The sequence below is a fragment of the Mesorhizobium sp. genome, assembly GCF_004962245.1.
Lineage (GTDB): Bacteria > Pseudomonadota > Alphaproteobacteria > Rhizobiales > Rhizobiaceae > Mesorhizobium.
In genome coordinates this window covers 205,221-230,274 of the sequence record NZ_SUHQ01000007.1, presented here as the reverse complement: position 1 = coordinate 230,274, position 25,054 = coordinate 205,221, and the positions used below count along the sequence as shown (strand labels likewise).

29 protein-coding genes and 1 tRNA gene are annotated in these 25,054 nt (G+C 64.8%); 21 read left to right on the top strand and 9 right to left on the bottom strand.

Translation table 11 applies throughout. The features are described 5' to 3' along the window. The 5 genes from E5X88_RS10345 to E5X88_RS10325 all read left to right on the top strand — a co-directional run. Positions 1-720, top strand: a 720-nt coding sequence (locus E5X88_RS10345) for a cobaltochelatase subunit CobN (protein WP_292161025.1), incomplete at its 5' end; no start/stop codon positions are given. Beyond that, positions 717-2,186 carry a precorrin-3B synthase gene (gene cobG, locus E5X88_RS10340; protein WP_292161023.1) on the top strand — a complete coding sequence of 490 codons (1,470 nt, stop codon included), beginning with the start codon at positions 717-719 and terminating at the stop codon, positions 2,184-2,186. The genes E5X88_RS10345 and cobG, both read left to right, overlap by 4 nt. Continuing rightward, on the top strand, positions 2,183-2,836 hold the full coding sequence (locus E5X88_RS10335) for a precorrin-8X methylmutase (protein WP_292161021.1): 654 nt from the start codon (positions 2,183-2,185) through the stop codon (positions 2,834-2,836). The genes cobG and E5X88_RS10335 overlap by 4 nt, the downstream gene beginning before the upstream one ends. Further along, the gene (locus E5X88_RS10330; RefSeq protein ID WP_292161018.1) at positions 2,833-3,594 is read left to right on the top strand and encodes a precorrin-2 C(20)-methyltransferase; all 762 of its coding nucleotides are present in this window, start codon (positions 2,833-2,835) and stop codon (positions 3,592-3,594) included. Before E5X88_RS10335 ends, E5X88_RS10330 begins: the two co-directional genes overlap by 4 nt. Next, positions 3,591-4,355, top strand: a complete 765-nt coding sequence (locus tag E5X88_RS10325; RefSeq protein WP_292161016.1) for a precorrin-3B C(17)-methyltransferase — start codon at positions 3,591-3,593, stop codon at positions 4,353-4,355. The genes E5X88_RS10330 and E5X88_RS10325 overlap by 4 nt, the downstream gene beginning before the upstream one ends. On the opposite strand, the gene E5X88_RS10320 is transcribed toward E5X88_RS10325, so the two are convergent. Beyond that, complete coding sequence (locus E5X88_RS10320; RefSeq protein WP_292161014.1) at positions 4,319-5,086, bottom strand: cobalt-precorrin-6A reductase; 768 nt, start codon at positions 5,084-5,086, stop codon at positions 4,319-4,321. The two genes, E5X88_RS10325 and E5X88_RS10320, sit on opposite strands and share 37 nt — an antisense overlap. A 1-nt stretch (position 5,087) precedes the next feature. On the opposite strand from E5X88_RS10320, the gene cbiE reads away from it, so the two are divergent. Genes cbiE through cobT form a run of 7 tightly spaced genes read left to right on the top strand, consistent with a single transcriptional unit; the run spans position 5,088 to position 11,473 of the window. Next, on the top strand, positions 5,088-6,329 hold the full coding sequence (gene cbiE / locus E5X88_RS10315) for a precorrin-6y C5,15-methyltransferase (decarboxylating) subunit CbiE (RefSeq protein WP_292161012.1): 1,242 nt from the start codon (positions 5,088-5,090) through the stop codon (positions 6,327-6,329). Continuing rightward, positions 6,326-6,712 carry a cobalamin biosynthesis protein gene (locus tag E5X88_RS10310; RefSeq protein WP_292161010.1) on the top strand — a complete coding sequence of 129 codons (387 nt, stop codon included), beginning with the start codon at positions 6,326-6,328 and terminating at the stop codon, positions 6,710-6,712. The genes cbiE and E5X88_RS10310 overlap by 4 nt, the downstream gene beginning before the upstream one ends. Next, the gene (gene cobM / locus E5X88_RS10305; RefSeq protein ID WP_292161008.1) at positions 6,709-7,473 is read left to right on the top strand and encodes a precorrin-4 C(11)-methyltransferase; all 765 of its coding nucleotides are present in this window, start codon (positions 6,709-6,711) and stop codon (positions 7,471-7,473) included. The genes E5X88_RS10310 and cobM overlap by 4 nt, the downstream gene beginning before the upstream one ends. Continuing rightward, the gene (gene cobA / locus E5X88_RS10300; RefSeq protein ID WP_292161005.1) at positions 7,470-8,288 is read left to right on the top strand and encodes a uroporphyrinogen-III C-methyltransferase; all 819 of its coding nucleotides are present in this window, start codon (positions 7,470-7,472) and stop codon (positions 8,286-8,288) included. The genes cobM and cobA overlap by 4 nt, the downstream gene beginning before the upstream one ends. Further along, the gene (locus E5X88_RS10295; RefSeq protein ID WP_292161003.1) at positions 8,285-9,655 is read left to right on the top strand and encodes a cobyrinate a,c-diamide synthase; all 1,371 of its coding nucleotides are present in this window, start codon (positions 8,285-8,287) and stop codon (positions 9,653-9,655) included. Before cobA ends, E5X88_RS10295 begins: the two co-directional genes overlap by 4 nt. Positions 9,656-9,658: 3 nt before the next feature. Further along, positions 9,659-10,438, top strand: coding sequence for an adenosylcobinamide-GDP ribazoletransferase (gene cobS / locus E5X88_RS10290; protein ID WP_292161001.1), 780 nt, complete (start codon positions 9,659-9,661; stop codon positions 10,436-10,438). Positions 10,439-10,462: 24 nt separating this feature from the next. Then, positions 10,463-11,473 (top strand): nicotinate-nucleotide--dimethylbenzimidazole phosphoribosyltransferase, encoded by a 1,011-nt coding sequence (gene cobT, locus E5X88_RS10285; RefSeq protein ID WP_292160999.1) that lies wholly within the window; start codon positions 10,463-10,465, stop codon positions 11,471-11,473. A gap of 152 nt (positions 11,474-11,625) precedes the next feature. Here cobT and E5X88_RS10280 read toward each other — a convergent pair. Together E5X88_RS10280 and E5X88_RS10275 are read right to left on the bottom strand one after the other, a co-directional pair. Continuing rightward, a tRNA-Lys gene (locus tag E5X88_RS10280) sits at positions 11,626-11,701 on the bottom strand. Between the two features lie 104 nt (positions 11,702-11,805). Next, complete coding sequence (locus E5X88_RS10275) at positions 11,806-12,717, bottom strand: PhzF family phenazine biosynthesis protein (RefSeq protein ID WP_292160997.1); 912 nt, start codon at positions 12,715-12,717, stop codon at positions 11,806-11,808. 114 nt (positions 12,718-12,831) lie between these two features. Between E5X88_RS10275 and E5X88_RS10270 the strand changes: the two genes are divergently transcribed. From E5X88_RS10270 to E5X88_RS10255, 4 genes are all read left to right on the top strand, one after another. Further along, on the top strand, positions 12,832-14,127 hold the full coding sequence (locus tag E5X88_RS10270) for an efflux RND transporter periplasmic adaptor subunit (protein ID WP_292160994.1): 1,296 nt from the start codon (positions 12,832-12,834) through the stop codon (positions 14,125-14,127). 4 nt (positions 14,128-14,131) lie between these two features. After that, entirely contained in the window at positions 14,132-14,836 is a 705-nt protein-coding gene (locus E5X88_RS10265) for an ABC transporter ATP-binding protein (RefSeq protein WP_292160992.1), read from the top strand. A 2-nt stretch (positions 14,837-14,838) separates the two neighbouring features. Beyond that, positions 14,839-16,056, top strand: coding sequence for an ABC transporter permease (locus E5X88_RS10260; RefSeq protein WP_292160991.1), 1,218 nt, complete (start codon positions 14,839-14,841; stop codon positions 16,054-16,056). 108 nt (positions 16,057-16,164) lie between these two features. Continuing rightward, entirely contained in the window at positions 16,165-16,407 is a 243-nt protein-coding gene (locus E5X88_RS10255; RefSeq protein ID WP_292160989.1) for a hypothetical protein, read from the top strand. Here the strand turns inward: E5X88_RS10255 and E5X88_RS10250 are convergent. Further along, positions 16,404-17,120, bottom strand: a complete 717-nt coding sequence (locus E5X88_RS10250) for a hypothetical protein (protein WP_292160987.1) — start codon at positions 17,118-17,120, stop codon at positions 16,404-16,406. The genes E5X88_RS10255 and E5X88_RS10250 overlap by 4 nt on opposite strands. 7 nt (positions 17,121-17,127) lie before the next feature. Further along, positions 17,128-18,240, bottom strand: coding sequence for an endonuclease/exonuclease/phosphatase family protein (locus tag E5X88_RS10245; protein ID WP_292160985.1), 1,113 nt, complete (start codon positions 18,238-18,240; stop codon positions 17,128-17,130). A 167-nt stretch (positions 18,241-18,407) separates the two neighbouring features. Between E5X88_RS10245 and E5X88_RS10240 the strand changes: the two genes are divergently transcribed. Next, entirely contained in the window at positions 18,408-18,974 is a 567-nt protein-coding gene (locus E5X88_RS10240; protein WP_292160983.1) for a BA14K family protein, read from the top strand. A 171-nt stretch (positions 18,975-19,145) separates the two neighbouring features. Continuing rightward, the gene (locus E5X88_RS10235; protein WP_292160981.1) at positions 19,146-19,430 is read left to right on the top strand and encodes a PilZ domain-containing protein; all 285 of its coding nucleotides are present in this window, start codon (positions 19,146-19,148) and stop codon (positions 19,428-19,430) included. Between the two features lie 292 nt (positions 19,431-19,722). On the opposite strand, the gene ilvC is transcribed toward E5X88_RS10235, so the two are convergent. Both ilvC and E5X88_RS10225 read right to left on the bottom strand, forming a co-directional pair. Beyond that, positions 19,723-20,742 carry a ketol-acid reductoisomerase gene (gene ilvC, locus E5X88_RS10230; protein WP_292160979.1) on the bottom strand — a complete coding sequence of 340 codons (1,020 nt, stop codon included), beginning with the start codon at positions 20,740-20,742 and terminating at the stop codon, positions 19,723-19,725. A 24-nt stretch (positions 20,743-20,766) separates the two neighbouring features. Next, a complete protein-coding gene (locus E5X88_RS10225) occupies positions 20,767-21,432 on the bottom strand; it encodes a TetR/AcrR family transcriptional regulator (protein WP_292161051.1) in 666 nt (221 codons plus the stop codon). Between the two features lie 179 nt (positions 21,433-21,611). Here E5X88_RS10225 and E5X88_RS10220 point away from each other — a divergent pair, with 179 nt between their 5' ends. Continuing rightward, positions 21,612-22,040 (top strand): DUF1772 domain-containing protein, encoded by a 429-nt coding sequence (locus tag E5X88_RS10220; RefSeq protein ID WP_292160977.1) that lies wholly within the window; start codon positions 21,612-21,614, stop codon positions 22,038-22,040. A 41-nt stretch (positions 22,041-22,081) separates the two neighbouring features. On the opposite strand, the gene E5X88_RS10215 is transcribed toward E5X88_RS10220, so the two are convergent. Beyond that, positions 22,082-22,540 carry a MarR family winged helix-turn-helix transcriptional regulator gene (locus E5X88_RS10215; protein ID WP_366664783.1) on the bottom strand — a complete coding sequence of 153 codons (459 nt, stop codon included), beginning with the start codon at positions 22,538-22,540 and terminating at the stop codon, positions 22,082-22,084. 180 nt (positions 22,541-22,720) lie between these two features. Between E5X88_RS10215 and E5X88_RS10210 the strand changes: the two genes are divergently transcribed. Further along, on the top strand, positions 22,721-23,446 hold the full coding sequence (locus E5X88_RS10210; protein ID WP_292160972.1) for a glutathione S-transferase family protein: 726 nt from the start codon (positions 22,721-22,723) through the stop codon (positions 23,444-23,446). Positions 23,447-23,599: 153 nt separating this feature from the next. Here E5X88_RS10210 and E5X88_RS10205 read toward each other — a convergent pair whose 3' ends face one another. Beyond that, entirely contained in the window at positions 23,600-24,010 is a 411-nt protein-coding gene (locus tag E5X88_RS10205; RefSeq protein ID WP_292160969.1) for a helix-turn-helix domain-containing protein, read from the bottom strand. A 137-nt stretch (positions 24,011-24,147) separates the two neighbouring features. Here E5X88_RS10205 and E5X88_RS10200 point away from each other — a divergent pair, with 137 nt between their 5' ends. Further along, positions 24,148-25,038 carry an SDR family oxidoreductase gene (locus tag E5X88_RS10200; protein WP_292160966.1) on the top strand — a complete coding sequence of 297 codons (891 nt, stop codon included), beginning with the start codon at positions 24,148-24,150 and terminating at the stop codon, positions 25,036-25,038. Positions 25,039-25,054 lie beyond the last annotated feature (16 nt).

The following is a 25,054-nucleotide window of genomic DNA, read 5'->3' as shown; positions in this document are numbered from 1 at the left end:
CCGCGCATTTTCGGCACCTCGCCCGGCACTTACGGGGCCGGTGTCGAGGACTTGTTGTCGAGCGGCGACTGGGCCGCGCGCGAGGAGATCGGCCGCGCCTATCTCGACGCCACCTCGCACGCCTATGGTGGTGTGGGGGGCGAAGCTGTTTCCGCGCCCGGCGCGTTCGAGGGCCGCGTTGCCGAAGCCGACCTTCTCGTCCATACCGGAGACGATCCTGGCCGTGATATTTTGGAAGGCTCCGCCGATGTCGCCTTCATCGGCGGATTTTCGGCAGCCCTTGCGGCCCTCGGCAAGAACGCCGACGTCATCGTCCTCGACACCACGGACCCGCAAAAGCCAAAGCCGCGCTCGGTTGGAGAAGCCGTATCTCGGGTAGTTCGCGCCCGTGCTGTCAATCCGCGTTTCATATCAGGTCAGATGCGCCACGGGCCGCGCGGCGCCTCGGAATTCGCCGAGACTGTCGACCGGCTGATTGGTTTCGCCGAGACCACGAATGCCATATCAGGCGCGCTGATCGAAGCCGTGCACGACGCCTATCTCGACGATCCCGTGGTCCGCGCCTTCATCTTGCGCGAAAATCCGGCTGCGGCGAAGATCATCGCCGAGCGCTTATTGTCGGCGCGGCGGCGCGGTCTCTGGCATCCGCTGCGCAATTCCATCGACGACGAGCTCTCCGCATTGATTGCCGAGGCGCAAGCGCTGGGGGTGGCGGCATGAACGCCTTCTCGCGCCGCGGCGCCTGCCCTGCTCTCAGCGCACCCATGCAGACCGGCGACGGACTTCTGGTGCGGCTTAATCCCATTACTGGAGGACTGTCGCCGAAATCCTTGATCGGACTCGGCGAATCCGCGTTGCGGCATGGCAATGGCATCATGGAAGTGACCGCCCGCGGCAGCCTGCAGATACGCGGCCTGACATCGGCAAGCGCGCGGCTGCTAGCCGTCGAGGTCGATGCGCTCGGCATCGCGGTACGCACCGGCGTACCGGTCGAGACCGGGCCGCTGGCCGGGCTCGATCCGGAGGAAGTCACCGACCCGCGTCCGCTGGCGCAGCGGATTCGCACGGCGATCGACGAGGCTGGGCTGACGCAACGGCTGGGGCCGAAGGTTTCGGTGATCGTCGACGGCGGCGGCCGGCTTGGCATGGATACGGTGATGGCCGATGTGCGGTTGATGGCCGTGCGAGCCGATGCGGGTGTCCGGTGGCTGGTAGCCGTCGCTGGCGACAGGAAGAATGCGACGTCGCTTGTCACCGTCGAGGAGGATGCGGCGCGCGTTATCGCCGTCGCGGTGCTCAGGATGGTCGCCGAAAAAGGCCGCGAGGCCCATGCAAGGGATTTGACGGAAAGGCAGCTGACATCTCTCGCCAGTTGGCACTCCGTCCCACCCCCCTCTGTCCTGCCGGACATCTCCCCCGCAAGGGGGGAGATTGAGCTCTCATCACCGCTTTCGCCAACTACGAGCGTCGCAGGACGAGCGACGGCGTCGGAACTGCCAATCTCCCCCCTTGTGGGGGAGATGTCCGGCAGGACAGAGGGGGGCGCGACAGAACGCCAGCCCATCGGAGTTTTCGATCTGGCTGCCGCCGGTATCGCCCTCGGCATCGGGCTACCCTTCGGCAGCATGCCGGCGCAAAAACTCATCGATCTCGCGCAACACGCCCTCACCCTCGGCGCCAGAGAAATCCGCCTCGCGCTACAACGCGCGCTGCTTTTCATCGGCCTCTCCCCGACCGCCTGCCGCTCACTGCAGCAAGCCGCCGCCGCCCTCGGTTTCGTCACTGACGCCGCCGATCCGCGCACCAGGATCGCCGCTTGCCCCGGCGCGCCCGCCTGCGCCTCCGGCCGGATCGTGACGCGCGACATCGCCGAGACCATCGCCATAGAAAACGGCGACCTCCTCGATTCCTCCTTCACGCTGCACATTTCCGGCTGCGCCAAGGGCTGCGCGCATCCCGGCCCGACGGCGCTGACCGTGGTCGGCGGCGAAAACGGGGCCGGACTTGTCGTGGATGGGACGGCAAAGGCGCTTCCTGCCGGATACAGGCCGGGTTATGACGCCGCGCGCGGCATCGGCAGCATTGCAGCCGCGGTCCGCCGCGCACGTCATCCCGGTGAACCCGCCGCCGCTTGCCTGGCAAGGCTTGGCGCGGCCAGTGTCACCGAACTCTACCGACAGGAATGAACATGGCCGCCCAAGACTACATTGCGTACGACTATATTCATGACGGCACGGCGATCTATGAGCGCTCCTTCGCCATCATCCGTGCCGAGGCCGACCTGTCGCGCTTTTCCGATGCCGAAGCCGATGTCGCCATCCGCATGATCCATGCCTGCGGCCAAGTCGAGGCCGCGCGGCACTTCGTTTTCGCGGAGGATTTCGTTGCCGTCGCGCGCACGGCCCTGGCGGCCGGCGCACCGATCTTCTGCGATGCAGAGATGGTGTCGCATGGCGTCACCCGCGCCCGGTTGCCCGCCGGCAACGAGGTGATCTGCACGCTGCGCGACCCGCGCACCGCCGAAATCGCCAGGGAGATCGGCAACACTCGCTCGGCCGCGGCCATTGACCTGTGGGGCGAGCGCATGGCGGGTTCGGTCGTCGCCATCGGCAATGCACCGACCGCACTTTTCTATTTGCTGGAAAGGCTGCGCGACGGTGCGCCGAAACCGGCTGCGATTATCGGCATGCCGGTCGGTTTCGTCGGTGCGGCCGAATCGAAGGACGCGCTGGCCGATAATTCCTATGGCGTGCCCTACGCGGTCGTGCGCGGCAGGCTGGGCGGCAGCGCCATGACCGCCGCAGCACTCAACGCACTGGCGAGGCCGGGCCTGTGAACGCGATTGCAAAAGGTAGACTCATTGGCGTCGGCACCGGTCCTGGCGACCCCGAGCTGCTGACGCTGAAGGCCGTGCGCGCGCTGGCCGAGGCCGACGTCGTCGCGCATTTCGCCAAGCGCGGCAACAACAGCAATGCGCGCGCCATCGTCGGCGACCATTTTCGTCCTGATTTGATAGAGTTGCCGCTGCTCTACCCCGTGACCACCGAAATCGACAAGGATCACAGCGATTACCGGTCGCAGATAGCGCATTTCTACGAAGAATCGGCCGAAAAGCTCGCCGAGCACCTTAGCGCCGGCAGGACGGTCGCAGTGCTTTCGGAAGGCGACCCGCTTTTCTACGGCTCCTACATGCATCTTCATGTCAGGTTGGCGCACCGCTTCCCGACCGAGGTCATCCCCGGCGTCACCGCCATGTCCGGCTGCTGGTCGGCGACCGGTCTGCCGATCGTCCAGGGCGACGACGTGCTGACCGTGTTGCCGGGCACAATGAGCGAATTCGAGCTGACGCGCCGGCTCGCCGACACCGATGCCGCCGTCATCATGAAGGTTGGCCGCAACCTGCCCAAGATCAGGCGCGCACTGGAGGTGACCGGGAAGTTGGCGCGCGCCGTCTATGTCGAGCGCGGCACCATGCCGGGCGGCGTCTCGATGCGGCTGGCCGACAAGAAGGACGACAAGGCGCCCTACTTCGCCATCGTGCTGGTCGCCGGCTGGGCCGGCCGTCCCGAAGCATTGGTGGAGGCTGGGGCATGAGTGGCCGCCTGACCGTCATCGGCCTTGGGCCAGGAAATGCCGACCAGGTGACGCCGGAAGCGAGCCGCGCCGTCGCCGAGGCAAAATTCTTCTACGGCTACAAGCCGTATCTCGACCGGCTCGACCTGCGCTCCGATCAGACCCGCGTCCCTTCCGACAATCGCGAAGAGCTGTCGCGCGCCAAGGACGCGCTGGCAAAGGCTGCGCAAGGCCATGCTGTCGCCGTTGTCTCGGGCGGCGATCCCGGCGTCTTTGCCATGGCGGCGGCCGTCTGCGAGGCGATCGAGGCCGGCCCGGCCGAATGGCATTCCGTCGACGTGGCGATGCTGCCCGGCATCACCGCCATGCTCGCGGTCGCTGCCCGCATCGGCGCGCCGCTCGGCCATGATTTCTGCGCTATCTCGCTGTCCGACAATCTGAAGCCGTGGGAGCTGATCGAGCTGCGCCTGCTGGCCGCCGCAGGCGCCGGTTTCGTCATCGCGCTCTACAATCCGATCAGCAAGGCACGCCCCTGGCAGCTTGGCCGCGCCTTCGAATGCCTGGCGGCGATCCTGCCCGGTACCACGCCTGTCGTCTTCGGCCGCGCCGCCGGCCGTCCCGACGAGCGCATCGACGTCTATTTGCTGGCCGACGCTGACGCGCAAAAGGCCGACATGGCGACCTGCATCATCATCGGGTCGCCGGAAACCAGGATCATCAAGCGCGGTGAAAAACCGGCGCTGGTCTACACGCCGCGTTCCGCAGCAGGCTTGAGAAAATGATCGACCATCGCGGCGAGGGATTCGACGGTCTCAGCCGACGCAACGTTCGGCAGCACCGGCCTGCGGATCATGACCACCTCGATACCGAGCGCCCGTGCCGCGGCGATCTTGGCGTAGGTCGCCTCGCCACCGCTGTTTTTGGAAACGACGACGTCGATACGGTGCTCTTGAAGCAGCGCGTGTTCGTCCGCTTCCCGGAACGGCCCCCGCGCCAGGAGATAGGTCGCATTGGGCACGGCGAGTTTTGGCTCGACCGGATCGACGCTGCGGATGAGATAATGGTGTTGGGGTGCGGCCTCGAAAGCGGCGACCTCCTGCCGGCCGAGCGCCAGGAAGGCGCGGCGCGGCGCAGGGCCAAGCGCCTTGACCGCTTCGGCTACGGTATCAACCGAGACCCAGCGGTCGCCATCGACAGGCTCCCAGCCCGAACGCCTGAGCGCAAAGATCGGCACGCCAGTCTTGCGCGAGGCTTCCGCCGCATTGGCGGAGATCTGCGCCGCATAGGGATGCGTGGCGTCGATCAGCAGGTCGACGTGCGCCTCGTGGAGATATGCCGCCAGCCCATCGGCACCACCGAAGCCTCCGACCCGCGTCGGCACACCTTGTGCGGCGGGATTACCGGTGCGGCCGGCCAGCGACAGCGTGACCGCGAGATCGGTGCGCGCAACCAGCTTTCCGGCCAGTTGCCGGGCTTCGGTGGTTCCGCCGAGGATCAGAGTACGGTGGGTCATCATGCTTGCTGAGGGTCCGCGAGGCACCAGATGCACGTCGAAATGGCTGACGGTGATCGGCATCGGCGAGGACGGTGTAGCGGGTCTCGGCGACGAGGCCAAGCGGCTGATCGCCGAGGCTGAATTCGTCTTCGGCGGCACGCGCCACCTTGCCCTCGTCGCATCACTCGCCAAAGGCGAAGCACGCGCCTGGCCGACCCCTTTCGATACAGAAATGCGCGACGTGCTGGCACTTGCGGGCAGACGAGTCTGCGTGCTGGCCTCCGGCGATCCATTCTTCCACGGCGTCGGCGTCATCCTTGCCCGCAAAATTGCGATAGAAGAAATGCGCGTCATCCCCGCCCCTTCGGCCATGTCGCTGGCCGCCGCCCGCCTCGGCTGGGCGCTGCAGGATGTCGAGACCCTTTCGCTGCATGGCCGCTCGCTCGACCTGATCCGGCCGCTTCTGCATCCGGGCGCCCGCATCCTTGCGCTGACCTCGGATAGCGACGCGCCGGCAGCGATCGCGCACCTGCTGACCGAAGTCGGCTTCGGCGCGTCGCGGCTGACAATCCTGGAGGCGCTGGGCGGCCCGAACGAAAGGCTGCGCCCGGCGCGGGCCGACGTCTTCGACCTCGAAAAGATCAATCCGCTCAACGTGCTGGCAATCGAAGTTGAATCCGTTTCGGAGGCACGCATCCTGCCGCTGGCTTCAGGCCTTGCCGATCATTTGTTCGAGCATGACGGCCAGATCACCAAGCGCGAGATCCGCGCCATCACCCTGTCCGCCCTCGCCCCCAGGCGCGGCGAATTGCTGTGGGATATCGGCGCCGGGTCGGGCTCAATTGGGATCGAATGGATGCTGGCCCATCCCTCGATGCGCGCCATCGCCGTCGAAGCCGATCCGGCCCGCGCCGCCCGCATCCGCCGCAACGCTTCCAACTGCGGCGTGCCCGGTCTTGCCGTCGTCGAAGGTTCGGCACCGCAGGCGCTCGTCGGATTGGAGACACCGGATGCCATCTTCATCGGCGGTGGCGGCAGCGATCTCAGTGTGCTGGATGCGGCCATTGATGCCCTGCCCGCCGGTGGCCGGCTCGTCGCCAACGCGGTGACACTGGAAATGGAGTCGCTGCTTCTTTCGCGCCACGCTTCGCTCGGCGGCGATCTCACCCACATCGCCATATCCCGTGCTTCGCCGGTTGGCTCGATGCAGGCCTGGCGGCCGGCTATGCCAGTCACCCAATGGAGCTGGGTCAAGCCATGATGGTCGCGGGCATCGGCAGCCGCAAGGGCGTCAGTCAGCAGGATGTGCTTGCAGCGATAGAAATCGCGCTGGATGCACATGGGCTGGCGCTGACGGCGCTTTCGGCGCTCGCAACAGCTTCTCTGAAGCAGGACGAGCCGGCAATCTTCTCTGCGGGGCGCGAACTCGCCCTGCCAGTGATCGTTGTCGAGGACGAGGCGCTCAAGGCCGCGTCGTCTCGCACAATCAGTCACTCAGATTTGTCGCAGGAGCGTGCCGGTACGCCGTCGGTCTCCGAGGCGTCAGCGCTTGCCGCCGCCGGAAAAGACGCCAAACTGCTCGGGCCGCGCACCATGCTCGGCCCGGTCACCTGCGCCATCGCCATCAGTGGAGACGCGGCATGACCGTCCACTTCATCGGCGCCGGACCGGGTGCTGCCGACCTCATCACACTGCGCGGCAGCAGGCTGCTGGCAAGCTGCCCGGTCTGCCTCTATGCCGGCTCGATCGTCGCCCCTGAGCTGTTGCAGCACTGCGCGCCCGGCACGAAATTGATCGACACGGCCCCGATGTCTCTCGACGAGATCGAGGCGGCATATCTTGATGCTCATCGCGATGGCCACGATGTCGCCCGTCTGCACTCCGGTGATCTCTCGGTGTGGAGCGCCGTCGCTGAGCAGATCCGCCGGCTGGAGAAGCACGGCATCCCTTACACGCTGACGCCGGGCGTGCCCTCTTTCGCCGCGGCAGCGGCAGTACTTCGCCGCGAGCTGACCATTCCCGAGGTCGCGCAGAGCCTTGTGCTGACCCGCATTTCCGGCCGCGCCTCGAAAATGCCGCCCGGCGAAACCCTGGCCGGTTTCGGCCGCACCGGCGCCACGCTCGCCATCCATCTCGCCATCCATGCCATCGACCGTGTCGTCGCCGAATTGACGCCGTTCTATGGCGCCGACTGCCCGGTGGCGGTCGTCTTCCGCGCCTCCTGGCCGGACGAGCGCGTGCTGACCGGCACGCTGGCGACGATCGAAGCGCAACTGGCCGCCGATCCGATGGAGCGCACAGCGATCATCTTCGTCGGCCGTTCGCTGGCGGCGGAAGGTTTTGGCGAGAGTTCACTTTACGACGCCCACTACCAGCGGCGTTTTCGCGGACGGGACGGATTGTGAACGACGGCACCGGAAACAGAGGCGGAAACATCACGGTCGAACAGGCTCTGGCCCGGCTGAACTTCAAGCCGCGCCAATTGGAACCGGGTCATGTCTGGCTGGCCGGCGCCGGCCCCGGCGACCCCGGCTGCCTGACGCTGGAAGTGCTGGCTGCACTTGGGCAGTGCGATGCCCTCGTCTACGACGCGCTGGTCTCGTCCGACATCGTCGCCGTCGCCGCGGGCGCCGAACTGTTCTATGCCGGCAAACGCGGCGGCCAGCCGTCCATGAAGCAGGACGACATCACCGCTTTGCTGGTCCGGCTGGCGCGGGAAGGTCGCCGCGTCGTCAGGCTGAAAGGCGGCGACCCCTATATTTTCGGACGCGGCGGCGAAGAGGCGCTGGCGCTGGCGCGCGAAAACATTCCCTTCCGCGTCCTACCCGGCCTGACTTCGGGTCTCAGCGCGCTTGCCGGTGCCGGCATCCCCGCCACCATGCGTGGCATCAACAAGGCGGTGATTCTGACCACCGGCCACGCCGCCGGCACCGATGACGATCTCGACTGGGCGGCAATCGCCCGCACCGGCCAGCCGGTCGTCGTCTATATGGGCATGGCCAATCTGCCGCTGATCGCCGGAGCGTTGCTCGAGGGCGGCCTGGCGCCGTCGACGCCAGCCGCGGTGATCGTCGCCGCAACGACGCCGCAAGAGCGTATGGTCGTCGCTACGCTCGCCACCATCGCCGAGGAAGCGGCCGCCGCCGGGCTGTCTTCGCCCGCGTTGATCGTCGTCGGCGGCATCGTCGCGATGCGCGCGGCATTGACGGGCGAGCCATGACCCGCGCGATCATCATCGGCGCACCGCGCTCCGGCTCGGGCAAGACCAGCGTCACCATCGGCATCCTGCGCGCACTCGCTAGGCGCGGCCTGAAGGTGCGCGGCGCCAAATCCGGCCCCGACTACATCGACCCCGGCTTCCACACCGCCGCCACGGGCTTGTCCGGCGTCAATCTCGACAGCTGGGCGATGCCGCCTGCCCTGCTGAACGCGCTTGCCGGTGACGCAACCGAAGATGCCGATTTCATCTTCCTCGAAAGCGCCATGGGCCTGTTCGATGGCATACCCGCTGCTCCAGGCCGCTCCGGCTCGGCCGCCGACCTCGCGCGGCTCTACGGCCTGCCGGTGCTGCTGGTGCTCGACGTCTCCGGGCAGTCAACCACGGCGGCAGCCGTCGCCAAGGGCTTTGCCACCTATGATCCGGATGTGCGCATGGCCGGCGTCGTGCTCAACCGGCTGGGCAGCGAGCGCCACCGCCGGCTTTGCAGCGATGCCATCGAGGCGCTCGGCCTGCCGGTTGTCGGCGCTATCCTGCGCGATCCCTCGCTGAACCTGCCGGAGCGCCATCTCGGCCTCGTCCAGGCCGGCGAGTATGAGAATCTGATGGCGCATCTCGACCGGCTGGCCGACATGGTCGAGCGCTCGCTCGACCTCGACGCCATCATGGCGCTGGCGGCGCCATTTGAACCTGCTCCCGGCAGTTTCGACGACGCGCTGCCGCCGCCCGGCCAGCGCATCGCGCTGGCCGAGGACATCGCCTTCACCTTCCTCTATCCGCATGTCGCCGCGCATTGGCGCAGGGTCGGTGCGGAAATCGTCCCGTTCTCGCCGGTCGCCGACGAAGCGCCCGCCGAGAATTGCGACGTTTGCTGGCTGCCCGGCGGCTATCCCGAGCTTCACGCCGGCCGCCTGGCTGCTGCTGCGAACTTCAGGGCGGGCGTGACAAAATTCGCCGAGACGCGGCCGGTGCACGGCGAGTGCGGTGGCTTCATGGTGCTCGGCGAAGCGCTGGAGGACGCATCGGGTGAGACGCACAGGATGCTCGGCCTGCTCGGTCATTCGACCAGCTTTGCTAAGCGAAAGATGAACCTCGGCTACCGCGAGGCGCGGCTGCGCGCCGCTTGCCCATTGGGCCTCCAAGGCACGCTGATCCGCGGTCATGAATTCCACTATGCGCAGATGATTGCGGCCGGCAATGACGAACCGCTGGCCGACCTCGCCGACGGGCAAGGCAATCCGCTCGGCGCCACCGGCTACCGGCGCGGCTGCGTCAGCGGCACGTTCTTTCATGCCATTGCGAGGGGCGAGAGCATGATCCTGAACCGAAGGACCGCGTCAGCGAAAAGTGGGAACCGGTTTTCGGAATAGATCATGCTCAAACTCCAGAACACGATCTCCTCGCCCCGGCAAGCGCTCGACGATATCGCGCTTTGCCTCGTCTTCTTCACGCGATTGCCGTTGCCGGTCCTCGATTTTCGGGACCGAAGCCTTGCCGGTGCGATCTGGGCAGCGCCCGTCGCCGGTCTCGCCATCGCGGTCGTCGGCACGCTTGCCTACGCTGTCGGCATATGGCTGGGCCTCGCCGCCGGTCCGGCAGCGGCTCTTGCCCTTGCCGCAACCTTGCTCGCCACCGGCTGCCTGCATGAAGACGGGCTTTCGGATGTCGCCGACGGCTTTGGCGGCGGCAAGACGCGCGACAGAAAGCTCGAAATCATGCGCGACAGCCGCATCGGCACCTATGGCGCCTGCGCGCTCGGTATTTCGCTGCTAATCCGCTGGAGCGTGCTTTCGGAATTCGCCGGCCCGGTGCAAGTTTTCTGGGCTCTGATTGCCGCACAAGCCGCCTCGCGCGCCCTGCTCGGCGCTTTCATGCATCTGTTGCCGCCGGCTCGCGCCGACGGCCTCTCGGCCGATGCAGGCACCGTGTCGGCCGAAACCGCCATTGCCGGCGTCGTACTCGGCGCCATCGCGCTGCTGGCGCTAGGTCTCGGCGGCGCCGTTTTCGCGCTCATCCTGCTCGGCCTTGTGTTTATCGCCTTCCGCGCTCTGTGCCTCAACCAGATCGGCGGCCAGACCGGCGACACGGTCGGCGCGCTGCAGCAATTTGGCGAGATCGCAATCCTGCTCGTCGCTTCCGTTTCCATTCCTTGACTCTGTTTCGGAGATTTTGCCCCCATGTCTTTCAAATCGCTTGATGAACTGCGCGCCGCCTGCCTTGATCTACCCGCCGGCAGCGACGCCGCGGCCAATGCCGTCGCCCGCCGCCAGGACACGCTGACCAAGCCGCAAGGCAGTCTCGGCCGGCTGGAAGCAATAGCCGCATGGCTTGCCCGCTGGCAGGGCCGCGACATGCCGAAGCTCGATCGCGTCAAAGTCTTCGTCTTCGCCGGCAACCACGGCGTCACTGCGCAAGGCGTGTCGGCCTTCCCGTCGGAGGTCACCGTGCAGATGGTGGCAAACTTCGCCGGCGGCGGTGCCGCCATCAACCAGCTCGCCCGCATTGCCGGCGCCGAACTCGACGTCATCCCGCTCGACCTCGACCGTCCGACCGGCGATTTCACGCAAATGCCGGCGATGGACGACGAAGCCTTCCTCGCCGCCGTCTCGGCCGGCTACGGTGCGGTGACGAAAGACCTCGACCTCGTCTGTTTCGGTGAAATGGGCATCGGTAACACCACGCCGGCGGCAGCCATTTCGGCCGCCTTGTTCGGCGGCGGCGCGGAAAAATGGACCGGGCGCGGCACCGGCGTCGACGATGCCGGCCTTGTGCGCAAGATCACCGCCATCGAGGCCGGCCTCAAGCGCCACGCCGAGGCCCTTGCCGACCCGCTGGAGATCGCGGCAGCCCTTGGCGGGCGCGAACTCGCCGCCATTTTCGGTGCGACGCTGGCCGCGCGTCACTTGGGCGTACCCGTGCTGCTCGACGGCTTCGTCTGCACCGCCGCCGCCGCACCCCTGGCAAGACTGCACCCCGCCGGTCTCGCCCACACGCTGGCCGCTCATGTCTCCGCCGAATCCGGCCACCGCCGCCTGCTCGAAGCACTCGGCCTGCCGCCGCTGCTCGATCTCGGCATGCGGCTCGGCGAAGGCTCCGGCGCCTGCCTCGCCGTCAACATCATCCGCTCGGCACTCGAATGCCATGCCCGCATGGCAAGTTTTGCTGAGGCCGGCGTGTCGGAGAAGTGAGGGCTCGCAAACTCATACCGGATCCGACATGCGCATCCGCCGTAAGAACGCGCCGTGAACAGGCAAAGTCCCACGTGAGGCGTTAGGCGCGAATTCCACGCCTCACGTTCTCGCCTGTTTCAGGGCCTATCCACCTAAGTCTTTGAAATCTTTGGTGGGTGCGACAGGGATCGAACCTGTGACCCGCTGATTAAGAGTCAGCTGCTCTACCAACTGAGCTACGCACCCACTCGCCGGTAAAACCAGCGTCGGCGGGCATATAGCCGCCGCCATCCGCCATGTCCAGCCCTGCTGGATTCATTTCCCGACAAATCGGCTTGAGCCAATCGCGCTCAGACGAACAACCGGCCTTCCGCCACCTTGACGGCATGGCCGCCGATGCGGGCGGCGGCCAGTTTGCCGCCTTCGACATTCAGTTCGAGACGAATGCGCGAAGGCCGGCCCATCTCCAGCCCTTGCTCGATCCAAAGCTGCGAAACACCGTCCGTCGGGCCATCGAAATGCATGATCGCGCCGGCGAAGGCGGCCGCCGCCGAACCGGTCGCCGGATCTTCATAGGAAGGACTGCCCGGCACGATCATGCGGACATGGAAGGCGCTGTCGTGGTTCACCGTCTCGCGGCAGTAGACATACGGGCTGGCAAACGCCCATTCGTTCTTGCGGGGTGCCAATTCCGACCATGCCTGGTTGTCCAGCCTTATCCGGGCGGCCGCCTCCAGATCGGCGACCGGAATGGTCACATAGGGCACGCCGGCCGACCAGAACGAGACGCGGTGATTCTCGAAGCCGATTTCGTGCGGCCCCAGGCCAAGCGCCGCGCCAATCGCCTCCGGGTCGGCGACGAGTTCCAGTGGTTCCGGCAGCTTGGCCAGGTCGAACTCGGCGAAGGTGGCGCCATCGCGCTTGCTGACGGCGCAGCGCACCGGGCCGATATTCTCCTCCAGGACGAAGATGCCGGCGGTGTCGCCATCCCCAGCCATTTCGGCAAACGCGATCGCGGTCCCTATGGTCGGGTGGCCGGCGAACGGCATCTCGTAATCGGGCGTGAAGATGCGGATTCGGGCGCGGTGCTTGGGATTGTCAGGCGGCAGCACGAACACGATTTCCGACAGGTTGAACTCGCGTGCGACGGCCTGCATCGCGGCCGTGTCCAGCCCCTTGCCGTCAAGCACAACGGCCAGCGGATTGCCGGCCAGCCGCTCGGTCGTGAACACGTCGTAAAGTAAGTAAGTCCGGGTCAGCATTGTAGAAAGCCCTCTGCCTCAATCCCAACATGAGCGAAATTTAATTTGATATTTGAACCATTAGGCCTGATCTGTGCACAGATTGGGACATCACCGATATTATAGGGGTCCGGCGTGGACCAAATTGTCAATCTGCCAACGACGGAATCCACTCCCGCCATCGAGACGGCGCTCGGGCTTGACCACCAGGGTCTGAAGAAGAAACGGCGTCGCGGCTGGCTCTATGGCCTGCTTGCATTGATTGTCGTCGTTGCGAGCCTTGCCGGCTATCAATGGTATGCCGCGTCTCCCGCCAAATTAGATTACACCACGGTGCCGGCCGCTGTTGCCGACCTCACGGTCGCGGTATCGGCCACCGGCACGCTGCAGCCGCTCACCCAGGTCGACATTTCCAGCGAACTGTCCGGCGTCGTGCGCTCCGTCTCGGTCAACGAGAACCAGCAGGTGAAGAAGGGCGATGTGCTGGCGGCGCTCGACACGGCCAAGCTGGAGGTGCAGATCGAGCGCGCCGAGGCCTCCGCCAAGGCAGCTGCCGCCAATGTCGAGGATGCCACCGTAACCCTCACCGAAAATGAAAGGGCGCTTGTGCGGGCGGTGGCACTCACCAAGCGCGGCATGGCGACGGACCAGTCGCTTGAGGCGGCGACCGCTACCCGTGACCGCTCCAAGGCGGCACTCGACAGCGCCAGGGCCAGTCTTGCCATCGCCAATGCCGATCTCAAGGCGCAGCAGACGGACTTGGCCAAGAGCACCATCTATGCGCCCATCGACGGCATCGTCCTGACGCGCTCGGTCGATCCCGGCCAGACGGTTGCCTCCTCGCTGCAGGCGCCGGTGCTGTTCGTCATCGCCGCCGACCTGAAGAACATGGAATTGAAGGCGGCGGTCGATGAGGCCGACATCGGCGCCGTCAAGCCCGGCCAGCATGCGCGCTTCACCGTCGACGCTTTCCCGGAACGGCCGTTCGATGCCGAGATCCGCGACATTTCCTATGCTTCGGTCACCACCGACGGCGTCGTCACCTACGACGCGCGGTTCGATGTCGACAACAACGAGCTTCTGTTGCGGCCCGGCATGACCGCCACCGTTTCGGTCGTCACCAGAGAGGCCAAGGGCGTGCTCACCGTGCCTGCCACTGCCTTCCGCTATCGGCCGGCGCAAACAACCGCCCGTGCCTGGAGCCTGAGCGACCTGTTCACGGGCCGTATGGGCCGCCCAGGCGGCAACCGCCAGCGCCAGGCGGCAACGGCGCAGCCCACCGACGGCTCGCGCACGCTATACGTGCTGGAGAACGGGCGGCCGCGGCCGGTCAACGTCAAGGCCGGCTCGACCGACGGCGAACTGACCGAGATCATTTCGGGCCTCGACGAAGGCGCACTAGTCATCACCGCGTCGCAGCAGCGGGGCTGACGTCATGTCGGGCTCCGTGCTCATCTCCTTCGACAAGGTCTGGAGAAGCTATGGCCAGGGCGAAGCCAAGGTCCATGCGCTGGCCGGCGTCGATCTTGCCATCCGCCGCGGTGAGTTCGTTGCCATCATGGGTCCTTCGGGTTCAGGCAAGTCGACGGCGATGAACATCATCGGCTGCCTCGACACGCCGACGGCCGGAACCTACAGTTTCATGGGCATCGACGCCGGCCGTCTCGACCGCAACCGCCGCGCGATGCTGCGCAATCTCTATGTTGGCTTCGTCTTCCAGGGCTACAATCTCCTGCCGCGCACCACGGCGGTGGAAAATGTCGAACTGCCGCTGATCTATCGCGGCGTCGCCGCCCGTGACCGCCACGACCTTGCCATGAAGGCGCTGGCCGAAGTCGGCCTTGTCGGCCGCGAGCACCACACGCCGGCCGAACTCTCCGGCGGCCAGCAGCAGCGCGTGGCGATCGCACGCGCCATCGTCACCAGGCCGACCCTGCTCGTCGCCGACGAGCCGACCGGCAACCTCGATACCGCACGCACGCACGAGATCATGGAACTCCTGACGCGGCTGAATACCGAGCTTGGCCTCACCATCGCCATGGTCACGCACGAGGCCGATGTCGCCAGCTATGCCGAGCGCACAATCCGCTTCCTCGACGGCCACGTCGCCTCCGACACCATAAACCTTGAGATGGCTTAGCCATGGTCTGGGAAACCGTCCGCCTCTCGCTGCTTTCGGTGCGCCGCAACGTGCTGCGCTCGTTTCTGACGCTGCTTGGCATCGTCATCGGCGTCGCCGCGGTCATCGCCATGCTCACCATCGGCTCGGGCACCACCGAAAAGGTCAAGGCCGATATCTCCAAGCTTGGCAGCAATCTGCTCGTTGTCCGTTCTGGGCGCCCTGCCGGTCCCGGCGGGCCAGGCGGGCTTGACCAGGCCACCCGTCCGCTCGGCAGCAAGGAACTTGCCGCGCTCGTTGCACACCTGAGCGGCGTCCGCGCCATCTCGCCCGCCTCGCAAAAGCAGGTGCGCGTCATCTTTGGCACCGAAAGCCTGACATCGGGCGTCACTGGCACCGACAGCGCCTATCTCGATGCGCGCGACTGGAAACTCGTCTCAGGCCGGCCGTTCAGCGATTCGGAGACCCGCTCGGGCACCGGGGTCTGCCTGATCGGCGAGACGGTCCGCCAGCAGTTCTTCGGCGCCGGCGACCCCGAAGGCGAGATCATCCGCGTCAATCGCACTTCGTGCAAGATCATCGGCCTGCTCGAGCCGAAGGGCTATACCGGCTTCGGTCAGGACCAGGACAATGTCGTGCTGATGCCGCTCGCCGCCTACCAGCGCCGCATCGCCGGCAACCGCGATATCGACTCGATCTACGTCGCCGCCGATGACAGGACGCCGACCACCGAGCTATTGCCACGCGTCGAGGACATTTTGCGCGACACACGCCGCATCACGCCCGACCGCGAGGACGATTTCTCGATACGCGACATGACCCAGATCGCCGATGCCATGGCCAGCGCCACCACGACAATGACCGGCATGCTGGGCGCGGTCGCCGGCGTCAGCCTGCTCGTCGGCGGCATCGGCATCATGAACATCATGCTGGTATCGGTCACCGAACGCACCCGTGAGATCGGGATCCGGCTGGCCATCGGTGCGCATGAAAAACACATCCTCATCCAGTTCCTGGTCGAAGCGACCGTGCTGTCGCTGCTCGGCGGCATCGTCGGCATCCTGATCGGCCTGGCGCTGGCTGGTCTCGCCTCGTTGACGCTGGCCATTCCTTTCGCCCCCAGCCCGGCGGTCATCCTGCTCGCGGTCGGCTTTTCCGCGCTGATCGGCATGGTGTTCGGTTTCTTCCCAGCCCTGCGCGGCGCACGGCTCGATCCGATCGACGCGCTGAGGCACGAATAGAGCGGTGCGCCGCCGCCAGAACCCCGAAATTTGACGCCGCCCTGCCTGCCCCTGTCGCGGCACAGTCTGTGGTGATAGAATCGCCTTGGGGATAAGGGGAATGGTGGGATGAGCAAGAGAGAGCGAGTGATTTTGGTGACGGTGATCCTTGAGGCCGCACTAGCAGGGCTGTGGTGGTATTTGGCCAGCTCTGGCATGGCCAATCCCGATCATGTCACCGCCGATTTCCAGCAGGTTGTCGGTCGGACGATGGGAACGGCGATGGGTGCGCTGCTGGGTGTCGGCGTCATTCTGTTTTTCGTCGCCGCCCGCAATGATCGCAAGGCGCTCGAAGACAAGACGCGTCGTTAGCCCTTGCCGGCAAAATGCCACTCGATCAGTGGCTTCATGTGCGGCATCAGCCCGTCCGGCAGGTTATCGGCATCGCGGATGATGACAGGCCCTTCGATTTCCGGCTCTGTCTCGGTCGCGACAAAAGCGCTGATGCGCTGCGCGATCTCGTCAGCGGATGCCGTCTCGCGATAACGGCGAAAGATCACCGTGCCGCTTGCCGTCGACAGCGCATAGCAGCGCCTGCCGCGTGTCGCGCCGGCAAGGTCGAGGCCGGTTTCTTCCCGCACCTCGCGGATCATGTTGAAGTCGACATCGACAAGGCCGTCGCGGAAATCGGTTGGCTCGAACGAGCCGGCGGCGAAGTAGACGCGACCGGCATTGACCGTGTGCGACGCCATGCGGATCGCCACCAGCGCATTGTCGCCAGCGACCAGCACGGCATGGGCATAGGCGTGCTCGGCGCCAGCCACCTGTCGATTGCCGCGCCAAAGCATGAAGGTCGAGTAGCGCACCGCGTGGCAGCGGCCTACAAGGCTGTTGTCGCGATAGCTGAGCGCGGAAAGCAGGACCACGGTGCCGTCGAACAGCGCCGGGTTGGCCGCGATCTCACGATCCCAATTCTCGGCGATCGCCTGCGCATTGTCGCGTTCGAACGGATGCGGGCCGGGGTCGAGCCTGACGTCGACGGCGTCGACCGGCAGGATGATGTTGCGCGGCAGGTCGAAGCTCACCTGCGCCTCATGCCATGTCCAGGGTGATCGCCACCGGGCAATGGTCGGACGCTTTCGGTCGGTCCCAGCCGGCACGCGGAAAGCGGTCCACCTCCTGGCCCATCGGAAATATGGTGCGCCAGGGCTGGCCGTTGCGGATGATATCGGGAACGGTCGTTGCGTTCCTGGCTGCCAGCGCCCTCGACAACAGGATGTAGTCGAGCTGGCAGAGATGCCGCTCTTGCGGCCCGCGCGTGTGGTATAAGGTCCAGCGGTCCATCTCCGGACGCCGCTCGACCACGTTTTCGCAAAAACCGCCGGCGGTGAGCACGTTGAGGCAGGACTGGCTCTCGTCGACCACCTCGAAGCGGTAACCGTCAAAGGCGTCGCCAGCGATCGTCACGCGCTGCCGGTAATCGTTCATGTCGCCGCAGATCGCCCAGCGCTTGTCGGCGGCGTGATCCTTGCCGAAGCGCTCCTCGATGATCCGTCGCACCGCCTGCGCCTCGGCAATGCGGACCGGCATCGTCGCCTCGCGTCCGTCGAGGCCGTTGCGGGGCGGCCCCATCGACTTGAAATGCACCAGATAGAGCGTCAGCGGCACGCCGCCCACGGTCAGGTCGACCTCCAGGCAGTCGCGCCGGAAGATGCGCTCGTTGGCTTGCTGCCCAAGTGCTGCCAGTTCCGGCGTGTGCAGGCCGAACTGCTCGAAGGTGACATGGGCATGGCTGGTCATGCGCACGAATTCGATCGGCTGGCCATGCGCGGTCTCATCGCGCATCATCACGGCGACGTCGATGCCGCGCGAATCATTGCCGGCAGTGGTGTATTTCTGCCGGTAGCCATGCCCTATCATCTTGAACAGGTAACCGTATTCGAAGGCCTTCAGCGCCTCGATATTGTCGACCTCCTGCATGCAGATGATATCGGCGCGGGTGGCCGCGATCGCCAGTGCCGTCAGTTGCCGCGTATCGTCGGATTGCGCGATCGCCCGCGCCTGCTCCAGCATCTTGTATTCGGCCTCGCTCCGGATATCGAAGAGCGTCAGCGTGCGATCTTCGTTGAGTTGATTGCGATATCCGGAAAAATCGAACCTGTTCATCAGGTTTTCGACATTGAACGTGGCGAGGCGCAGCGACATAGCCGTGACCTTTGCCCGCAAGCGCGCCCGAAAACAAGGCCCTGCCCCTTGCCCGCTATGGTTGACAAAACCTTTCGTTCATCCTCCGTTCAGGCGGGAAGTTCCATGAATGGCGTTCTTCCTCGGGGTGCTCCGGGCGTGGGGCCTGAAATCTCTTGGAGAGTGCAATGAAACCGCTCTTTTCTTTTTCCGTCAGGTCCGGGCTGCTGGCGCTGGGCCTTCTGGCCGGTCTCTCGGCTCCCTCGCTTGCCGGACCGATCGCCAAACCCGTCTTGCCGGTCCCGGTCAACGCCGTGGCGCCCGAGATCGTGCCGGTCCGCGAAAGTTGGGCCGGCGGCAACGACAGGCGGGTGTATAGCGATTGGCGCTGGCGCAGTCGGCACGGTGCCCGGCAGTGGCGGCATGGCAATGATAGTTGGAGGTGGCGCGGTCGCCACGAAGCCTGGAGATGGCGTGACGACAACGACTATTGGCGCTGGCGGCGCCACCATCGTCATCATCGCCGTCACTACAGTGATTCCGCGATCTATTTCGGTCTGGGCCTCGGGCTGCCGGCCTACAACTATTATGACGGGCCGAGCTACTATGAGCCTCGGCGTCATTATCGGACGCAAAGGCTTTCCAGCGCCCATGTCCGCTGGTGCTACGACCGCTACCGGTCATATCGCGCCTGGGACAACACGTTCCAACCCTATGGCGGTCCGCGCCGGCAGTGCTGGTCGCCCTATAGCTGATCGACTGATGCATTCCAGACGGCGCCGCCTCTCGCGGCGCCGTTTCCCGTTCGGCCGGGCCTGCGGAAATTGTTTTCGTCGCCGCCGATGATAACGCTATGTTTATCAGGCAGGCCTAATCATCTTGCCAATACGACCTGATATGCGACGATCGCCCGGGAATTGTGCGCGATGACTGAAGAGGAAAACAGGAGCAAACGCAGGCAGCGCGTCTTCAAGGGCGCGACGATCCTGACCGGCATGACCCATTCCGAGGTCACATGCACGGTGCGCAACATGCATGACGGCGGCGCCGAACTGAGGGTCTCGATCGACGCACGCGTGCCCGACGAGTTCCTGCTCTATGTGCCGACCGACGGCATCGCCTACAAGGCAGTGGTCCGCTGGCGCCGCGAAGACCGCATCGGCGTGATGTTCACCGGTACGGAACGGAAGCCCCACTGGCACTACGGCTGAACACAGTGTTGGCGCCAGCGGGTCGCCCACCGGTTTGATGTTTCGACACGGGAAAGTCCGATGCGAATTCGCCCTGCCGGGTCAGGTGGCACAGGTTTCAAGACCCTGAGCGGAGCGAACACAAAGTTCGTGAGCACCGGAAGCGCGGAAACCTGCATCAGATGGCCGGCAGGGCAGAATTGGTGCGCGCTTCCTTAGTCCTTGGCCTTGTCGACCAGCTTGTTCTTCGAAATCTCCGCGCGCCCGCAGGGCAAAGCCTGAGGACGCGCAAGGAAATGACCGTGGAGTTCAATCAGTTCTTGGCCTTGTCGACCAGCTTGTTCTTCGAAATCCACGGCATCATCGCGCGCAGTTTGGTGCCGACTTCCTCGATCTGGTGGCTGTCGTTGATGCGGCGGATGCCCTTGAAGCGCGACATGCCGGCGCGGTACTCCTGCATCCACTCCGAGGTGAACTTGCCGGTCTGGATGTCCTTCAGCACGCGCTTCATCTCGGCCTTGGTGTCGGCGGTGATGATGCGCGGACCCGAAACATACTCGCCCCATTCGGCGGTGTTCGAGATCGAGTAGTTCATGTTGGCGATACCGCCCTCATAGATCAGGTCGACGATCAGCTTGACCTCGTGCAGGCACTCGAAATAGGCCATTTCCGGAGCGTAGCCGGCTTCCACCAGCGTCTCGAAACCGGCGCGGATGAGTTCGACCAGGCCGCCGCACAGCACCACCTGCTCGCCGAACAGATCGGTCTCGCATTCCTCGCGGAAATTGGTCTCGATGATGCCGGACCGGCCGCCGCCGACGCCGCAGGCATAGGACAGGGCCAGATCGAGCGCATTGCCCGAAGCGTCCTGGTTGACGGCGACCAGGCACGGCACGCCGCCGCCCTTCTGGTATTCGCCACGCACCGTGTGGCCGGGCCCCTTCGGCGCGATCATGACGACGTCGACCGAGGCCTTCGGCTCGATCAGGCCAAAGTGCACGTTGAGGCCGTGGGCGAAGGCGATCGCCGCGCCATCGCGGATGTTCGGTGCGATCTCGGATTTGTAGATGTCGGCCTGCAGTTCGTCGGGCGTCGCCATCATCATCAGGTCGGCCCATTTGGCGGTCTCCGCCACGCTCATCACCTTGAGCCCGTCGGCCTCGACCTTCTTGGCTGTCGCCGAGCCGGCCTTGAGGCCGATGGCGATGTCCTTGACGCCGGAATCCTTGAGGTTGAGCGCATGCGCCCTGCCTTGGCTGCCATAGCCGATGATGGCGACCTTCTTGCCCTTGATCAGGTTGAGATCGGCGTCGCGATCGTAATAGACACGCATTTTTCTTCCTTCCCGTTTTTGAATTCAGAGGCCTTGCGGCCCGGTTTTTGCTCCGTAAAGAGCGAGAAACTGCTGCGTCGCCCGGACGGCATCGCCGCCGATCGCCGCATCAGTCAATTCCAGCCGGTCGCCGAGCAGAAGGCGGATCTGCACGTCACGGGCGACCAGCCCGAAAAAGGTGCGGAATGCCGTTTCGGCATCCGAGAACTCGAGAAGCCCGGCCTGCTGGCCTGCTTCCAGCACCGGCTTCAGGCGCCTGGCCAGCGCGAAGCGGCCGTTCTCCAGCACGATGGCGCCGAGATCGTCCTTCCCGTCCTTCCGCTTGAGTGGGCCAGCGTGACCGACCGCCACCCGGTTCAATGCGATCGAAGTGTCGCTCGAAATCACCTTGAGCCAGTCGGACGCAAAGCGTTCGAGACTCGCCGTCAGCGAAGCAAGGTCAAGCCCCTTGCGGTCGACCGGCACCACCCGCACCTTGGAGGCCTGCCATTGCACCGTTGCCGTCAAAAGCCCGTCGCGATCGCCGAACCATTTGTAGAGCGTTTCCTTGGAACAGCTCGCCCGCCGCGCCACGGCGGCCATGGTCAGGTGATCGCCCTCTTCGACCAGCAGGCGAAGTGCGGCGTCGAGCACCGCTTTCTGCCGCTCCGTCAGCGTTTCGCCAGTGTCGATGTCGACGCTTGCCTGCAACAAACTCTTTTCCCGTTCGATGATGGCGCCGCTCGCCCAGTGCGTACCGTACGTTACGGTTCGGCATGTCTATGGCGTATTGTCCGAGACGGTGCAAGCCCTATCTCCGTTTTTTTGGCGCCTTCCGGAACGGCCTTTTACGGGAACGGTCTTACCGGAACATATGCCGCGGAAGGAAGATGTTCATAGGCCTGCTTGCCTTGACCGTTGCCGCCGCTTTCGCCGGCGCCGCCATCTATGTCAGCGTCGCCGAGCAGCCGGCGCGGCTTCGTCTTGATGACAGGGCGTTGCTGCAGGAATGGCAGCCATCCTACAAGCGCGGCGCCGCCATGCAGGCGTCGATCGCGGTCGTCGCCTGTGTTCTCGGTGCCGTTGCCTGGTGGCAGACCGGCAGTCTCGCCTATCTGGTCGGGGCGGTGCTGATCATCCTGCCTTGGCCATGGACGCTTGTCGTAATGATGCCGTCAAACCGATTGCTAGAGACAATGGATGCGGCCGCCACCAATCCGCAGGCCAGGACGTTGATCGTCAAATGGGGCAATCTGCATCTGGTTCGCGTCATGCTTGGCGTGCTGGCGGCACTGGCATTCCTCTGGGGCAGCGCCTGACGCCGCTGCAATACACCTCGATCTTGGGTGCCAAGGCAGCATCATTCCAGGGTGGCAGGATCGCGCAGCCGTCCAAGCAGGGCCGACAATGCGTCCAGGTCGTCATGGGAAAGCTTGGCGCCGACCAGTTCCGCGATCGATCGTCCGTAAATGGCCCACATGCGGCGCCGCGTCTCGCGCCCCTTCCCTGTAATGCGGATTGTCTGTCCTCGGCCGTCATCGGCAACCCTGAGCTTCTCGACCAGCCCGTCCGCTTCGAGCCGCGCCAGCAAGCGGGAGATGTTGTATTGCGCAAACAGTGTGCGCTCGATCAGCTGGAATGGCCGCAACCCGCCCTCGCCCGCTTCGGCAAGCTCATGCAGCACGTCGTACCAGGCAAGCGGCGGTAAGCTGCTGTCTTTCAGCGCGTCTTCGGCTCTTTCCACCAACTGACGCGAAACGCGTATCAGGCGCGCCCAGGCCTTGATAGCCGCAGGCGAAGGGATGGCTTTCTCCGTCATGGTTGCAGCATAGGCGATAGATGCAATTGCATCAAGGTTGACAATAGATGCAAATGCATTCATATGTAGATGCAATTGCATTAATATCGGACGACACTGCAATGAAACAGGAAATCTGCAAGACCGCCGACATCCCGGACACGGGCAGCCGGCGCCTTGAACCAATGTCTGGAGAATGAAATGACCGACAAGCTCGTTCTCGTCAGTCACCATCTTTGTCCCTACGTGCAGCGCGCTGCCATTTCGCTCCGCGAGAAGGGCGTGCCGTTCGAGCGGATCACCATCGATCTCGCCAACAAGCCGGCCTGGTTCAAGGCGATATCGCCGCTCGGCAAGGTGCCGCTGCTGTGCGTGCAGCAAAACGGCGAAGAAACGGTGGTCTTCGAATCTGCGGTCATCCTCGAATTCCTCGAGGAAACGCAGGCCAACCCACTCCATCCTGCCGACCCGCTGGCCCGCGCCCGGCATCGCGCCTGGATCGAGTTCGGCTCGGCCATCCTCAACGCGATTGGCCGACTCTATTCCGCACCGACCGAGGCCGCCTTCCTTGCCGAAAGCGAAGGTCTGTCGGCGATGTTCGATCGTCTCGAAGCCGAACTGGCGGCTGGCCGAGCCGGACCTTGGTTCGCCGGCGAGCGCTTTTCACTGGTCGATGCGGTCTATGGGCCAATCTTCCGCTATTTCGACACCTTCGATCTGATCGGCGATTTCGGCATCTTGAGCGATAAGCCGCTTGTCGAGGCCTGGCGGAAGGGATTGCACGAACGCAAGTCGGTGAAGGACGCTGTCACCCCGGACTATCCACAGCGGCTTCACGCATTCCTGGAAGCGAAGGGTTCGCATCTTTCGAAAATCATCCGCCGCAACGAGGCGGCCACTGCGCTTCCTTGGTCCCGATCCGCCTGACCGATCGATCACGGTTCCAGCCACCATCGAGGCAAGGCGGCGCCGGCAATCGCGATGTCCAGAGAAATGCCCATTGTCCGCCGAGCCCAACCGGCGGGCACCATCCTTCAGCGGTATCGCCAAATCAGGCCATTGCCGCTGGTATTGAAGGAATCAGGCTTGGGCTGCATCGAAAGCTTTCCGCGCGTCGCGCACGGCGCCATGATTGCGCTCGGCCCACTGGAGCAGTTGGTGCAGGGGTCCGAACATCGAGCTTCCGAGATCGGTCAGACTGTATTCGACGCTCGGCGGCTTGGTCGGGAACACCTCGCGATGGACGTAACCGTCGCGCTGCAAATCATGCAGCGTCTGGGTGAGCATGCGCTGTGAGATGTCGGGCACCAGCCGCCGCAATTCGCCGAACCGGTACGGTTTTTCGGCCAGCGCCATCATCAGCAGCGAACTCCATTTGTTGCTGATGCCCTGGATCACATCGCGAACCGGACAATCCGCAATGTTGCCCCCACCGCTGCCCGCTTTGTAGATCTCGAGCTTCGATCTCAGATTGACGATCTTGCTGTCCATTGCTGGTTCCCTGAGCCTGCCTACCTCCCGCAAAACTGCCTTCTTTACGAGGGTTGGTCAATTCCTATTTTAGTGCTGGTCTCTTTTCGAGACTTATCTAGGCACCCGCCGCTCCCGGCGCAACGACAGGACTTCCCATGACCGAAACCCTTCTCGTCACCGGCGCCTCCGGCCAGCTCGGCCGCGGCGTCATCCATCATCTGCTGGACACGCTCAAGGTTGCGCCCGCGCGCATCATCGCCGCCACGCGTAATCCGGAAACCCTCGCCGACCTGGCGGCGCGCGGCGTCACCATCAGGCAAGCCGATTTCGATGAGACAGCGTCGCTCGTCGACGCATTCAAGGGCGCCGACAGGGTCCTGATCATCTCGACCGGCGAGATCGACCTCGGGGGCAAGCGCCTCAAGCAGCATGAGAATGCAGTCGCCGCTGCCAGGAAGGCCGGCGTTTCACATCTGCTCTACACCTCGATGCCAAACCCGGAGCCAGGATCGCCGGTGCTGTTTGCGGGCGATCACTACGGGACCGAGCAGGCGATCAAGGCGAGCGGCATCCCCTATACGATCTTCCGCAACGGCTGGTACCAGGAGAACCTGTTCATGTCGCTGCCCCACGCCATTGCATCCGGATACTGGTATACATCCGCTGCCGACGGCCGCATTGCCCATGGCGCCCGCGACGACATGGCCGCGGCGATCGCCGCCGGCCTTGCTTCGGGCGCTTCCGAAAGCACCACATACACGCTGACGGGTCCGCAGGCCCATACGGTCGCCGAGATCGCGGCCCTGGTGACCGACGTCACCGGCAAGCCCATCGAAGTCGTCCAGCTTTCGGACGAAGCGCTGACCGAAGGACTGAAGGCGGCGGGCACTCCCTCGGATTTTGCCCCTGTCATCGTTTCCTTCGACACCAACACGCGCTCGGGCCGTATCGGCATGGTAACCGACGCGATCGAGACGCTTTCAGGCAAGAAGCCGCAATCGCTCAGGCATTTCCTCGAGGCGAACAAGGCAGCTTTGGCTGGCTGAAGTCGGCGGCTTCGCC